At 55.7% G+C, this 15,426-nt stretch carries 9 protein-coding genes; all 9 read right to left on the bottom strand.

The genetic code is table 11. The features are described from left to right. Positions 1-34 precede the first annotated feature (34 nt). Positions 35-175 carry a hypothetical protein gene (locus Q7U71_07120; GenBank protein MDO9391524.1) on the bottom strand — a complete coding sequence of 47 codons (141 nt, stop codon included), beginning with the start codon at positions 173-175 and terminating at the stop codon, positions 35-37. 268 nt (positions 176-443) lie between these two features. After that, positions 444-5,195, bottom strand: coding sequence for a sigma 54-interacting transcriptional regulator (locus Q7U71_07125; protein ID MDO9391525.1), 4,752 nt, complete (start codon positions 5,193-5,195; stop codon positions 444-446). 148 nt (positions 5,196-5,343) lie between these two features. Beyond that, positions 5,344-6,582 carry an ABC transporter permease gene (locus Q7U71_07130; GenBank protein ID MDO9391526.1) on the bottom strand — a complete coding sequence of 413 codons (1,239 nt, stop codon included), beginning with the start codon at positions 6,580-6,582 and terminating at the stop codon, positions 5,344-5,346. A 76-nt stretch (positions 6,583-6,658) separates the two neighbouring features. Then, entirely contained in the window at positions 6,659-7,339 is a 681-nt protein-coding gene (locus tag Q7U71_07135; protein ID MDO9391527.1) for an ABC transporter ATP-binding protein, read from the bottom strand. A gap of 6 nt (positions 7,340-7,345) precedes the next feature. Beyond that, the gene (locus Q7U71_07140) at positions 7,346-8,617 is read right to left on the bottom strand and encodes an efflux RND transporter periplasmic adaptor subunit (protein ID MDO9391528.1); all 1,272 of its coding nucleotides are present in this window, start codon (positions 8,615-8,617) and stop codon (positions 7,346-7,348) included. 188 nt (positions 8,618-8,805) lie between these two features. Further along, entirely contained in the window at positions 8,806-10,080 is a 1,275-nt protein-coding gene (locus tag Q7U71_07145; protein ID MDO9391529.1) for a TolC family protein, read from the bottom strand. Positions 10,081-10,172: 92 nt separating this feature from the next. Continuing rightward, positions 10,173-10,745 (bottom strand): TetR/AcrR family transcriptional regulator, encoded by a 573-nt coding sequence (locus Q7U71_07150; GenBank protein MDO9391530.1) that lies wholly within the window; start codon positions 10,743-10,745, stop codon positions 10,173-10,175. A 298-nt stretch (positions 10,746-11,043) separates the two neighbouring features. After that, on the bottom strand, positions 11,044-14,442 hold the full coding sequence (locus Q7U71_07155) for a choice-of-anchor J domain-containing protein (GenBank protein ID MDO9391531.1): 3,399 nt from the start codon (positions 14,440-14,442) through the stop codon (positions 11,044-11,046). 173 nt (positions 14,443-14,615) lie between these two features. Beyond that, the coding region (locus tag Q7U71_07160; protein MDO9391532.1) for an acyl-CoA dehydrogenase family protein at positions 14,616-15,426 on the bottom strand (811 nt) is incomplete at its 5' end.

The raw sequence follows: 15,426 nt of genomic DNA on the forward strand, positions 1-15,426 counted from the left end.
TTATGATTTTTACCGGTAACTGGTGAGGAACGGTTTACCGCGGAGGCGGAGGCAGCGGGATCGGATCATCGCCCATTACTACTATGGGCTTATTTATGACCGCCGAATATACTGGAACCGCAATGGAGCTGATCAAAAGAAAAGCTGCCAGGATGAACAATACTGCCTTTTTCATTTCTGTCTCCTTGGATTTAAGTTTTGGTTGACAGCATTATATATATTCAATTTCTGTGCCATTGTAATACTGTCAAAAATTTCTTTAATCCAAGAATATGATTAGCATTGAGTTAAGAAGATATTCTCATGGTAATTCCCTGTCCTTGTTTTGCCATAAAAGCAGAAAAGCGGGACATTAATGTCCCGCTTTTATTTTGCCTAAAATGTATTTAATTGTTTAAAGTGTTATTTAATAACACATTACAAGGAGTGACAACTATGTCCCGCTATTTGTCATTTTTGTCCCGCTTTACCCCGTGCTTATCCGTTAACCTGTAAAAATGCCTCTTGGAAATGCCATAAATTTTGGCGGCTTTGGTAAAATTATGCCCGGCGCTTTCCAAACATCTGATTATTACCTGTTTTTGACTGTCCTCATGGGTGTCCTTTATGCTTTGCGCATCATCAACCCGGTACCATCCGATCTCCAGCTCACCCTCGGATATGGTTTTCTTTGGCGCCAGTAAAACCGCCTTTTGAATGGTGTTCTCCAGTTCCCGGATGTTTCCCGGCCAGTTATGCATCACAATGGCCCTCTTAGCCCCTTCATTAAAGGAAAGCTTGCCTTTATTGAACTTGTTTTGGTGTTTGTTTTTGAAATACTCGGCCAATACCAGCAGGTCCTCGCTTCTTTCCCTTAACGGCGGGATGTCGATCTTCATTACCTTCAGCCGGTAATACAGATCCTCCCGGAACCGCCCTTCGTTGATCTCTATCTCCAGGTCCTTGTTGGTGGCGCAGATCATCCTTACATCCACCCGGCTGACGGTCTCACTGCCGATCCGCCGGATCTCCCCGGACTCTATCACCCGCAACAGTCTGGCCTGCACCGCTGGGCTGGCGCTGGCGATCTCGTCCAAAAACACCGTGCCGCCGTCGGCCGCCTCAAACAGCCCGGTCTTGTCCCTGCCGGCCCCGGTGAACGACCCCTTGAGGTAACCGAACAGCTCCGATTCCAAAAGCGTCTCGGGCAGGGAGCCGCAGTCCAGGGCCAAAAACTTCCTGTCCTTCCGGGCCGAAAGCTGGTGCACTATCTGGGCCGCCATTTCCTTGCCGGTGCCGGATTCCCCGTCCAGCAGCACCGTGACATCGGTGGGGGCGGCAGCCGTGATCCTTTTGAGCATGTTCTTTACCGCCGGTGAGTTTCCGATCAGCGCAGAAAGCGCCTTGGAACCAGCGCCCTGCTGTTCCTGGTTCTTGACCCGCAATTCTTCCAGCAGCCGGTGGCTTTCAATGACCGCCCCCAGTATCTGGGCCAGGGCCTTGGTGAAATCCCTCTGGGCCTGGTTGAATATTCCGGGTTTAAGCCGGGAATCCAGGTAGATGGCTCCCAGCGTTCCTTCCCGGGACCTTAAGGGCAGGCATAACAGCGAGCGGATGGCATTGCGCTTGACGCTTAAGCGCGAGCTGAGATCCTCGTCCAGCTGGGCGTCGTTGGAGACCACCATGGTCTCCCCGGCGGCCGCCGCCATTACGGCATTTGAGGAGAATTCCAGCGCGTCGTGCTGGGTGTCGGGGTCCAGGTCTATTTTAGCCGCCAGGAACAGCTTGGAATTCTCATCCATCAGGAACAGGCCGCCCCTTTCGGCGTTAAGAAGCTTGACCGTCACGTCCAGACAGCTTTGGGCCAGCTCGGCCTGGTTCCTGCCGGGATCCAGCAGGGCGGCTATCTGATACAGCCCTTCCAGCATCCGGGCCCCGGGCAGGATATTGCCCGGAGCGAACAGTTTTTGGACCGCCGCCAGGATGGTTCTTCTGGTCCGCTCCAGGTAAACCGGGGCCTCCATTTTCTGGAACTGGGCCTCGGCGGAAAGCAGGCCGGGCATCAGTTTTTCCGCCTCCGCAAAGCCATCAGCTTCCAGCGCAAATTCACCGGCCTTTAGCCAGGCCTTGGCGGACTCGCCCGGATCGCCGCTATCCTTAAGCTCGCCGGCGGCCTCCATGGCCAGGTCCAGGCCTTTGTTAATATCTCCGTTCTTGGCCATGTAAAATCCTTCCAGCATTTTAAGCTGCGCTTTTTCTATTTCATCGCCGGCCCGGTTCTTTGCCTTGGCCAGATAATCGTTCATTGCTGTATGATCATTGAGATATCCCGCCGCCAAAGCCCCGTAATAAAGGCAATCCCAGTTTGGCTGGTAATTGTTTTGAGCGGACACCAACATTGCTTCCCGGATGGAATCCAGCCCTTGGCGGTACCGGCGGTCTTCGGTCAGGACCATCCCCAGGTCCTTTCTGATGATCACCTCCGGATACGGCAGCTCATTCTTCCGGGCCAGGGCCAGGCAATGCGCCAGCGTTTTTAAAGCGTATTCCGTTTTGCCCAGCAGCTGGTCCTTTAAGGCCGCATTGGCCAGGCAGATCAGCATGCCCTGGCGGTCGCCGGCATCATGGTAATGTCCGTAGGCTTCCAGGTATTTTTCCCGGGCCAGGTTGATCTGGCCGGATTTTCCGTAAACCAGCGCCAAATTGGCAATTATGTTGGACTGCAGGGCGGCGCCGTCGTCAAGGCTTAAATTATTTTCCGCCCTTTGCAGGCATAACCGGGCCTGGTCCCATTTTTTAAGGCTGATGTTTATCAGCCCCAGGTTGCAAAGGGAGTAGCAAAGCAGATTATTCCGCCCCTGGTTTTTAAGCAGGTCAATGCTTTGTTCAACCGCTGTTCCGGCCTTTGCCAGGTCGCCCCTTTGCCACAAGCTGTAACCCAATATGTTCAGTATTCCGGCTTTTTCCAGCTGATCCGGTATTTCGATCCCGGCGGCTTTTTCCGCCCAATAGGCGGCCTGCTGAAAATCATTTATAAGTTGATGATGACGGGCCAGGGAATTGTATATCTCAAAATAGGCATCATCGGAACGGCCGGCTGCAGTTGCAGTCCTCAGGGCTTCTTCCAAAACAGCCCTGCCCTCATCCGGCTTTCCCATCAGCCCCAGCACCCACCCCTTGTAAGCCAGGTGCCGGCATTTCCGGGCATCGTTTGTCAGTAATACTGCCCCGGCTTCCAGTTTCTCCAGGGCTTTGCCTGGTTCGCCATTGTTGGCATAAAGCTTGGCCAGGGTCAGGAAATATTCCCATTCACCGGAAAGCGCTCCCGCCCTTGTTTCCCAAAGTTCAATGGCCAAAGCCCACCGGCTTACCCGCTGGTAAAGGGCCGTCAGCTGCCTGACCATCTGGGTCTGTTCCTTGGTCCCCAGCCGCCCGGAATCAACCAGCAGTTTTCCCACGTACAGCATCTTCTCCAGGTCTTTGTCGTGCTGGGCCTGTTTGAACAATCCCCGGCCTTCGGACAGCCAATTCGGCCGGATGTCTGTTTTATCCCAAAACAGCCAGCGGGCCATGGAGGGAAATTCTAATCGCTCTGCGGAAACCGCCGCCACCTTTATCCGGTCGATCTCGGACGGAGGGATCTGTTCCAGGATGAAGGTCCGCAGAATGTCCCCGTCCACCCGGCCGTTGTCATCCAGCCAATAGTCAGGATCGGTGACTGTCGATGCTTGCTGCGTACCCGCGCCGTCTTCCAAGCAGGCCTTCTTCAAAGCCTCCCGGCCGTCATCTTCAAGCAGCTGCCAGCGCCGGCCTATGTCACCGGCGGTCTCATCCGGCAGGGTCCGGCCGGCGAACAACTGCTGCCAGTCTATCTGCCAATGGTCCTGCTGTTGGCTGATGACGGAGACACTTTGGCAATATTCCAGATAGGCCCTGGCATGGGCGATGTTGCCGCCGGCCTGCCGCCAGACCCAGTCGGACAGGTTTTCCAGCTCCCAGTTGCTTATCCCCGCCAGATAGCCGGCCAGGACCTTGGAATATTCCTGCTTTTGGAACTTTACCAAAGCCAGTGCATGGCCCTTTGGGGAAAGCCGGGGGTTTGACGGATCAATGGCGGCCACTGATCTGCCGGGCCGGTCTTTTAGCCAGCCCGGTATTTCTCCGTCCTTCAGGCCATCCACCAGAAAGACAGCATCCGTAGGTAGGATCGTAAACAGTTTATCGCCTTCTGCCTCCCCGGCATTGAAGTAAACCGAGGTCTGCCCGGTCATCTGGCAGATGAAGTTCAATTCCCTTAAAAAGGCCGTCTTCCCCCGGCCTGGCCCGGCCGGGACAATTAACAGGCCGGACCTCCCCGGGCGCAAATGTTCCACGGCTTTGGCCAGCGCCTGGTTTTGGCCGGAAAAGCGAAAAGACCCCGGGCCTTCCAGACAGCATCCGCTGCCGGAATGCCTAAAGGCCTGAACCAGCTGTGTGGCGGAATGATATCTTTCCTGGGGCCAATAGTTCAAAGTTCTGATCGCGATCTCCGATCGCTTGTCATCCAATGATCCCCTGAACCCCAGGCTCCAGGACTGATTTTCCTCCAGCCGGTCTTTGACCGCCGGGAGCTGCCCGGTCATCATCCAAAAAAGCAGCAGGCCCAGGCTGTAGACATCGGAACTTTGGGTGGGACCGGTGCTGGAATTCAAGACTTCGGGGGCCGAGTATTCGGCGGTGCCGGTAAAGCCGGAACTTGTTTCATCGCCTGTTTTCCTGGCCAGCCCCAGGTCTATCAGCTTTACCCTTCCATCCCGGCCTATCAGGATGTTCTCCGGCTTGATGTCCCCGTGAATGTATTCCCGCCCGTGGAGATAAGCCGCAATGCCGGCCAGCCTGACCCAGATATCCCACAGCTCTTTTTTGGCCGGCTGGTTCTGCCGGATGTAGGTGTCCAGAGTGGCCCCGGGGAAATGCTCAAAGGCGGCCAGGGACTTTTCATCCTGGCGGTAAAAGTCAAAGGCCTTCAGCAGGCCGGGATGGTCCATCCGGTAAAGCCGGATGAACTCCAGCTTCAGGCCGGAGCCGGAGTTCCGGGCGGCGGCCTTGACCACCACCGGCCGTCCGCTTAGCCTGTCTTCGGCCAGGTAAACTTCGCCTTCGCCCCCCTGCCCCAGTTTTTCCAGGACCCGGTAACGCCAGTGAAGATCTGTTTTATGTTTTGTTGCTTGGATCATTGCCTAAAGTATACCCTCTTACCATTATTATTTCAAGCCTAAAGTAATTTGATCCGGACATTGGGGACATAAAAAGCCCCCGGATAACTCCGGGGGTTTTTGCGTTGTTATGTTATTTAGCCCAGCCCTTAAGGGCTGGGCTAAATAATTACTCGTATCTCAAAGCTTCTATCGGGTCCATTTCCGCCGCCCGCTGGGCAGGGTACCACCCGAAGAAAATTCCCACCGCGGCCGAAAAACCGAAGCCCAGCAGCACCGACCACCAGCTGACCGAAGCCGGCAGCTTTATGACCAGGGAGACCAGCCCGGCCAGAATGAAGCCCAGGATCATCCCGGTAACGCCGCCCACCAGGGAAAGCGACACCGCCTCGATGATGAACTGGCGCATGATGTCCTTCTTGCGGGGCCCGATGGCCTTGCGGATCCCGATCTCCTTGATCCGCTCGCTGACCGATACCAGCATGATGTTCATGATGCCGATGCCGCCCACCAGCAGAGACAACAGGGTCACCCCGATCATCAGCCCAAAGACCCCGGCGGTGATCTTCTTGAATATCCCCATCAGCTGGTCGGCGGTGACGATGCCAAAATCGTCCGGTTTGGACGGCGGCACCTTGCGGCGGCGGCGCAGCAGCTCGGTGACCTCATCCTTGGCGGTCTCGATGTGGGCCACGTCCAGCGGCTGGACCGCGATGGTCACCGAACCGCCCCGTCCCCGGTTGCGGATCTGTCCGGTAAAGATCTTCTCAAAAGTGGAAATGGGGATGATGATCATGTTGTCCTGGTCATTGCCCAAAAATGACCCCTTTTTACCCAGCAATCCTATCACCTCAAAACGGTTGCCGCTGATGATCACTTCCTTGCCCAGGGGATCCTGCTGGCCGAACAGTTTTTCCACCACGGTCGAGCCCAGCATGGCCACCTGGCGGCTGTGCACCATGTCCACATTGGACAGGGGCCGTCCGTCGATGATCTCATATTCGGCAATGAACTGGTATTCGGTGGTGGTGCCGTTGACCTCGGTGCCCAGCACCTCCTGCTTCTGGTACTTGACATTGGCCATGTTGTCCAGGATGGGGGCCACCCGCAGCACCGAGGGGCAGTTGTCCCGGATGGCGTAGGCGTCCTCGATGGTCAGGTTCTTGCGGCCCCTGGTATTAAGCCAGTCTTCGTGGCTCATCACCAATCCCTGTTTCTGGACATAGAGGGTGGTGGTGCCCAGCGACGACAGCTGTTTGGCTATCATCTTGTTAAAGCCGTCTATCAAGGCCAGCATGCCGATCACCGTCAGCACCCCTATCATGATGCCCAAGGTGGTCAGCCCCGAGCGGAGCTTGTGGGCCCAGATGGCGTCAAAGGCCAGCCGGACCGATTCCCAGATATTCATAATGATCTTCCTTTGAAGCTGTATGCTGTAAGCCGTAGGCTATAAGCTTAGGGCTGATAGCTTAAAGCTAAGAGTTTTATTTTCGCACTATTTGGTCGGCCACGATCTCTCCGTCCAGTATCCGCACCATCCGCCGGGCATGCTCGCCCACCTTTTGGTCGTGGGTCACCAGGATCACTGTCTTGCCTTCCTGGTGCAGCCGGTCGAACAGGGCCATGATCTCCACCCCGGTCTTGCTGTCCAGGTTGCCGGTGGGCTCGTCGGCCAGCAGGATCGCCGGATTGTTGACCAAGGCCCGGGCGATGGACACCCGCTGCCGTTCGCCCCCGGACATCTCGGTGGGCTTGTGATGGATCCGGTGGGCCAGCCCCACCGATTCCAGCGAAGCCACGGCCTTGGCCTTTCTGGTCTGGGCGTCAACCCCGGCGTACTGCATGGGCAGTTCCACGTTGTGCAGGGCCGAGGAGCGGGGCAGCAGGTTAAAGGTCTGGAATACGAACCCGATCTTCTTGTTGCGCACCACCGCCAGCTGGTCGTCATCCATTTCGGAGACCATCAGTCCGTCCAGGTGATAACTGCCGGTGGTGGGGGTGTCCAGACAGCCGATCAGGTTCATCAGGGTTGATTTGCCGGAGCCCGAAGGCCCCATGATGGACACGTACTCCCCGGCCGTGATGTCCAGCGACACCCCTTTCAGGGCGTCCACCGTTACTCCGTCCATCTTGTAGGTTTTGGACAGGTTCTCCATTTTTATCATAAGGGCCTACTTTCCGGCATTATCTTGTTTTCCGGCCGCCTTGGCTGTGCCGGTCTTTATCTTGTCGTTGTGTTTCAGGTTCCGCAGCACGCTGAACGGCCCCTTGATCACTTCCTGGCCTTCGGTCAGTCCGCTGATCACCTCGATGTTTTCCTGGTCCGAGGTCCCGGTCTGCACCGGACTGATCACCGCCCGGCCTTTTTCCATCACATAGACCACTTCCTGCTCCTTCTCCTTGACCCTCTTGCCGTCACTTGAGCTGTCGTCCGCCAGGGCGGTTCCTTTTCCGCCCTTGTCCTTTTTGGGGTCTGCCTGTTTTCGCTCCGCCTCCGCCTTGCGCATCACCACCGATTGGATGGGGATCAGCATGATGCCTGTCTTATGGGCGGTGGTGATCTCCACGTTGGCCGACATCCCGGACTTGAGGTCTGCTGATTTGTCTATGATCCTGGTCTTGACGGTATAGTTCACCGAGGCGTTGCTGGTGGAAGAAGAGCCTGAAGAGATGGCGGCGTTGCCCACCTCGGAGACCACTCCCTTGAATGTTCTGCCGATGATGGCGTCCACTTCCACCTGGGCCTCCTGCCCCAGCTTGATGTCCTTGACATCGCTCTCGTCCACCTGGGCCTCCACCTCCATCTGCGACAGGTCGGCCACGGTCATGATCACCGACCCGGCGTTGTTCATGGTCCCGGTGACCACCACTTCCCCCACCTCCACGTTGAGCTGCACCACCGTGCCGTTGATGGGCGAGGTGATGGTGGTCTTGGCATAGGTGTCCTGGGCCTGCTCCAGCGAGGCCTCGGCCTGGGTCAGCCGGGCCCGGTCCAGGTTGTACTGGGTGGTGGTGGCCTCGTTCTCCTCCTGAGATATCAGCCCGGCGGCAAAAAGTTCCTGCTTGCGCTTGTAGATCAGCTCGGTCTGGGCCAGGTTGGCCTGGGCCAGCTCCAGGCTGGCTTTGTTCTGCTTGACCTGGGCGGCATAGCTGGTGGGATCTATCTGCACCAGCACCTGTCCCTGGCGTACCTTGTCTCCCTCCTTGACCGGCAGCCGGGTGATCTTGCCCATCACATAGGCCGAGATCTGGACCTCGGTCTCGGCCTTGACATTGCCGGGAGCCGAGACGGTGGAGATGATCTCCCCCTTTTTGACCTTGGCCGACTGGATGGCCAGTTTCTTGCTGCCCCGGGCGATGTTGGAAACTACCAGGATCAGCACCAGCAGCACCGCACCGGATATGATCCATAATTTTTTGCTTTTAAGATTGATCTTTTTCACTTGGCCGCTCCTGAAATTTATTTAAATGTTTGCTTAAAGACTGAAAACGTTAGAATCTTATCTCACACCAAGACACAAAGACCACAGAGACTTTACTAAGGTTACAAATTTAGTTAAATATCTTGGCGTTCTTAGCGGCTTTGTGTGAAGAATAATTGGCATGCTATTTACTTGTTGATCGGAGCCAGTTACCATTTGCCCAAAGCCTTGTCCAGCCTGGCCTGGGACAGATAATAATCGCACACTGTGCTGGCCGCCTGCTGCTGGGCCTGGTTGTAGGTCAGCTGGCTGGATAAAAGGTCAAGCACCGAAGCCGAGCCCAGCCGGTACTTTTCGGTGGTCAGCTTGTAATCCTCGGAAGCCTGCTGCAGCAGGTCCGTCACCAGGCCGATGGCTTCCCGGGACATCGCCAGGCTCAGCTTGGCCAGCTTCAACTCGGAATAGACCGCCTGCCGGGACGAAAAGAGATCGGCATCGGCAATTTTCAACTGGGCGGCGGCCTGGCGGATGCGGGAGGCGGAAATGCCTCCGTCAAAAACATTCCAATTCAAGGATAGTGATGCGCTCCAGGAATCGTGCTCCATCCAATCAGAGTTGCCCTTGAACTGGCGGGAATCTGAATAGCCATAATTATAAGAACCGGAAAGGTACGGGAGTTTATCCAGCCAGGCAGACCAAAGCCCGGCTTTTTTGCTTTTTTGGTTCTTACTGGCCAGACGATAGGCCGGGTTCTGTTCCAGTTCGGAGGCAGTGACGCTGTCGCTGACCGCTTTCATAAGACCGGTGTCGGGAAAGACCAGGCTGGGGTTGATGGCTGCTTCACCTGAAAGCCCCAGCAGACCGGCCAATGACTGCTTGGCGGTCAACAGATTGCTCTCGGCCGAAAGCAGGTCCACCCGGTTCTGGGTCAGCCGGACCTGGATCTTAAGCATGTCGGCCCGGCTCAGCGAGCCGAGCTGGTACATGGCTTCGGCCCGTTTGGCCTGCTCCTGGCTTTGGTTGACCGATGACCGGGCCACCTCCACCGCCTTCTCCAGTTTGGCCAGCCCGTAGAACGCTTCCTTCACCCGGTAAGCCAGCGAAGCCACCGCCAACTGGTAGGCCGCCCCGGCCGACTGCCGGGCCAGCGCCGTGCCGGTGATCCCGGCCCAGCCGGACAGGTTAACCAGGCTCATCCCCACGCTTAGCCCGGTGCTGTAGGTGTCATAATGTCCGTTCTGGTCTATGGTGGCCGGCCCCCTCTGGGAATAGCTGGAACTTCCGGACAGATGGGGAAGTATCGTTCCCACCGAACCCTGCAGCGAGGCTCCGGCCAGGCTCAGGTTGGCCTGGGCCTTTTTAAGCTCCGGGCTCTGCTTTAAAGCGATGGAAACGCATTGCTCCACGGTCAGGGAATCTGCGGCTTGGGCCAGGCCAGCCCAGGCCAGGCAGAGTGCTAGAGAAGATAGGTAGAATTTCCTCATTTTGTTCTATTTTTATCCATTTTAGTGATTATAGGTTTTATCTTAAAACTGGAAATACTATAATATTACGCAAAATAGCCGGTAAAAGTTTCCTATTTGTTGCTTATACCGTGCAAATAGGTGTCCATGATTTGGTTCACCAAATAATCCTTCTTTTTTCCGGGGAATTCCATGACCGCCACTTTTACCATAAAGCCCAGCTGAACCGCCATGAACCGGGGATCGCCTCTTTTGAATGATTTCTGCCTTATGCCGTCGGCTATCACCCCTGCCACCAGGCTGTCGATCTTGGCATTGTTTCTTTTAAAGTGGGCGTGCCTGGTTTTTATCTTGCTTCCTTCTATCTCGTGCAACAGTATCATCAAGGAGCGGTTGGTTATCAACAGACCTGCCATATCCGACATCATCTTTCTCAGCTTTTGCTCGGGAGCAGCTTTGCTTTCCAGATCAAGCGAAAGGCAGGTTAAAAGGTCCTCCACCGCCTGGTCCAGGATGCTGAAATACAGGTCATCCTTGCTGTTAAAATAGCGGTAGATGGTGCCTTTGCCGATGCCGGCCTGCCCGGCAATGTCCTCCATCAGGGTTTTTTGGAACCCCCTCTTGGCAAATACTGTGGCGGCGGCTTTCAATATTTCCTGGCGCTTCAGATCGGTAACCGTTCTCATTTTATGCCTTTTGATTGATAATAGAACTGACTGGTCAGTTCTATTATATGCCATAACCCCCAAATTGTCAAGGGGGCTAATAACATTATTAAGGGATGTGCTAACGGCCTTTCACCGGAGGCGCCCGCCCTGGAGGGTAACGGATGCCTGAGGGAAAGACCGTTTAAGGGTAAAATCTAACATAAGATTAGACCGGAGATCGGGCCAAAAGGTTTAACTGTCAATAAATAAAAGCGGACGGGAGACCCTCTCCCGTCCGCTTGGTTTGGCTTTCATCGACCGTTAGGTCGTATCCCTGTTATTTCACCATCAACAGTTTTTTGGTGGCGGTAAAGCTTCCGCTGTTCATCCGGTACATGTACACGCCGTTGGCCACCCTCTGCCCCGCTTCGTTCCGCCCGTTCCAGGTGATCTGGTGGTATCCGGCGCCCAGGCTGCCGTTGACCAGGGTCTTCACCCGCTGTCCGGCGATGTTATAGACCTCGAGCTTCACCTGACCCGCCTGGGGCAGGGAAAACTTAATGGTGCTGTTATCGCGGCTGGGATTGGGATAACTGGCTGACAGGCTGTAAACTCTGGGAGTTAAGGTTTCTCCGGGATTGCCCTCCACGCCGGTAAAGGTCTGCCCGTAAATGCGCATGTAGGCATCGGCAGCAGAGCTAAACATGGCGGAAGTATGGATCCACTCTGTGTTTCCGCTGAGTCCGCCGCCGGGATTCCTCCAGGAGCATTCAACCCCGGTGATGGTGGGGTTGGGAACCCAGCCGCACTGGCCGTCCTTGGCTTCATAATTCATGTACGGTGCCCAGATCATCCAGTTCTTCCCGGGGGCAAGCGTTACCGGAGGATCCAGGTACATCACGAACTTGCTGGGACTGGTGCCCAGGCCGATCTCATCATAGCCGGCGAGGGATATATTGCCCGCCCAGACAGTCTGGCTCCAGGCCGGCAGGTTGCTGGCCGAACTGTCGGTGGTGAAGCCCATATAAAGGCTGTCGACAGGATGGAAAGTATGCCCGTTCCAGTATCCACCAATGATCTCCACCGTGCTTACCGTAACCGAGTCGAACCCGGCCACGTCTATATCATCGGCCATGTAGGAAGAAAAATCGGGATAATCTTCGAATATCTGAGAGAGGTTGACATCAATGCCGGTGCCCATCTGGTCCTGTATCACGCTTCCCGGGTTCCAAGAAGTGAAGCTGAACGGATTGGCTGCCGTGCCCGCCGCCATGGCATAGCCATCCAGTGAAGACCCGGCCGTAACTATTAGGGCATACGTCGTGGAATAATCGAAAGCGGAATGGTTCAGCGTCATGGTGGCCAGGTCTGCGCTCCAGGCCATGGACCAGCCGGCGGGATTCGGATTGCAGGTAAAGGTGACCGTGGTGGTGTCCATCGGCTTGGAGAAACTTACGGTCACCGGAGCTAACAGGTGCACGCCGGTGCTGCTGTTGACCGGCGTTGCGACAGTGATCACCGGGTTGGCTTTGTCCGAAGATCCCAGGAAAAGGGCCTCGTTCTGTCCTCCTGTTTCCCCGGAAATTACATACAACCACTCGCCCATAATGGCTGCCTGTCCGGCGCCGATGGTGGCCGTGGTCCTGTCGGGCAACTGGGTCCAGGCATCGTCTGCCGGTGAATAGTAATAAGCATTAGCCGTAGCGTCGCTGCCGTTATACCCTGCAGCCACGTAAAGCTTATGGTCCCTGACTGCTGTGGAAGGCCGGCAAAGGTTCCCGGCCGGATAGGAGGCGCCTGTGCTCCAGGTTATGTTGGTAGGATCGGTGGTATCTATCACCCCATAGTAACAGGCGCCGGTAAGGTACCCGCCGACGGAAATGATGGTGTCACCGCAGATCCCGCCGCCGTTGGTACCCACGGCACCCGGCATGGCAGTTCCGGCGCTCCAGCTGTCATTGGCAACATCGTAGATCTGAACGTTGTTAATTTGGGTCATTGCCCAGTTCCCGCCGCCCATGACGTATATCAGCGAGTCGCGCCATAAGCCTGCAGCCGCTTCCATGGTGGCGGTGGGCAGGTTTGACTTGACTGTCAGGGAGTCTCCATCCGGCCAGTAGCAGTATACAGCGGTCAGCTGGTTGGCAAAGGTCTCGCAGCCGCCGATGACAAATATCCGGTCTCCCAAAGTGATGGCCGAGGCACCGAACAGGTTGGTGGGAAAAGTAATGGCCGAATTGTTCCAGGTTTCTGTCAAAGTATCGTAATATTGTATCGTGTTGCAGAAGGTCCCGCCTGGCGCACCTCCAAACAAATATATCCTTCCGTTCCAGGGGGCCACGGCATGGCAATACTGCTCATACGGCAAAGCAGTTTTGGAAACCCAGATGTTATATCCGCTTTTGAATGAACCCGATACTGAGTTGTTGGCGTTATTCAGATCGTGATCCATTTCGGCATAAGCCGTCATCTGGTAGGTGCCCTCCAGCCTTACTCCCGGCCAGGCAGGGAATTCCACGGTGGTGTCCGCCCCGCCGGCCAGTCCGTTGATGTTGACTTCCTGGTCGTACATCGTAACACCGCCGTAGGTGGCCTCGAAATTAGCGGTAAAGTCGGCGGTCTGGGTTGCCGCATTATGGAAGACTACCCTGGGTATGATATCGGGATCGGGGTTGGCCGAACCCAGCGGGTTAAGAATAGCATTCGCGGCCACATCCAGGTCCCAGGTGCGGAAAGTCTTTGCCAGGGTGTCGTTCCAACTGTAGTCATCGGCCAATCCCGTCCAGACCACAGCAGTATATCTGGTATAAGCCGCCGGAGTGAAGCCGCTAAAGGTGAACTGCCTTAAGGAATCTGGCAGAATGCTGTCCGGGCTGGCTATCAGGGCCGAATCCAGGTAGAGTTGGGTTCCCAAGCTGTCATTTATCCGGAAGAAAACCTGAAAATCGCTCTCCGGATTCATTCCCTGATCCTGGATGGTGGCGGTCGGCGTGAACGGAACTGCCGGGGTGGCCACAGCGGCCGGAAGATCGATGGAATTGACGCAGACATCGTGGCCGGTCGGAGTGTATTCATGTCCCACGCTGACGTCATCAATAAATACTCCGGCACCGCAATCGTCGGTATGTTGGAAAGCCAGATACACTGTCTGACCGGCATAAGCCGAAAGGTCAATGGCATATTGGGTCCAGGAATATACATAGTTGCCAGACCCATAATCATCATAAAGATGAAGCAAAGTGGTCGTAAAGCTTGCCGGCTGATTGTCCCCGGTTGATATTTTTATGTAAGTATCATCCTCATAACCGGGATCGTAGATATTCATCCAAAAATACAGGGTATCATTTGCCTGTATCGTTATTTGGGGAGTGATAAGCCAGTCTTCGGAATATTCGGAACAGTCATAATCAATGAAAGCGCTGTAACTGCCGTTATAGTAATCAAAATCAGACTGCTGCCAGGATTCATCCGTGCCGGCGATGTCTTGAGTGGTCCACCCGGCCGGCGGGAAGGAACCCTCAAAATCTTCCTGCAAGTGCCAGGCTTTGGGATCGAGTTTTTTGACTGGAACAGCGATCTTTTTTGCCGCTACCGGCTTGGTCCGCAGTCTGCTGCGCCAGCTTTTAGCGCCGGCGGCGCTGGATGCAGGATCCAAGTTTCCGCCCAGGTTCTTTGCCAGGCCTATGCCTGCAACAAATAACAAGGCCAGGGTCAACAATACCCACTTTCTGGTCATGGTTTACTCCTTTGATATATTGAGATTATGGTTTATTCGTAATAAAGGGCACATCCTTGTATTATACCAGTATTTAAACAGCATGTCAATCAGCCCTCCTTGCAGATGCTTTGTAAACTATAAAAGCCCGGGCGAATGCCCGGGCTTTTATCAGTTGTCTTGCAGATATATCCTTAGTCCTTGCCTCCGGCCGCCTCCTTGATCAGGTTGGAGGCGATCACGGTGCGCTGGATCTGGTTGGTGCCTTCGTAGATCTGGGTGATCTTGGCGTCGCGCATCATCTTCTCCACCGGGTATTCCTTCATATAACCATAGCCGCCCAGCACCTGGACCGCATTGGTGGTCACTTCCATGGCCACGTCCGAGGCAAAGCACTTGCACATGGCGCTCTCCTTGGCGAACTTCTTCTCTCCGGAATCTATCATCTTGGCCGTGGCGTAGACCAAAGACCGGGCGGCCTCCAGCTTCATGGCCATGTCGGCCAGCATGAACTGCACCCCCTGGAAGGCCGAGATCGGCTTGCCGAACTGAACCCGCTCCCGGGAGTACTTGACCGCTTCGTCCAGCGCCCCCTGGGCTATGCCCAAAGCCTGGGCCGCCACGCCGGGACGGGTCCGGTCCAAAGTGCCCATGGCCACTAAGAAACCCATGCCCTCCTTGCCCAGCACCTGGTCCTTGTGTATCCGGCAGTTGTCAAACACCAGCTCGCGGGTGACCGAGGCCCTGATGCCCATCTTGTTCTCCTTCTTGCCGAAGGTAAAGCCCGGCGTCCCCTTTTCCACGATGAAGGCGGTGGCCCCGCGGCTGCCCTTGGCCTTGTCGGTCAGGGCCACCACGGTGTAGATCTCGGCCTCGCCGCCGTTGGTGATCCACTGCTTGGAGCCGTTGAGCACGAAGAAATCCCCGTCCTTGACGGCGGTGGTCTGGATGCCTCCGGCGTCCGTCCCGGCGTTGGCCTCGGTCAGGCCGAAGGCCCCCAGTTTC

Source organism: bacterium (genome assembly GCA_030655055.1).
In the GTDB taxonomy this organism is placed as follows: Bacteria; Edwardsbacteria; AC1; order AC1; family EtOH8; genus UBA5202.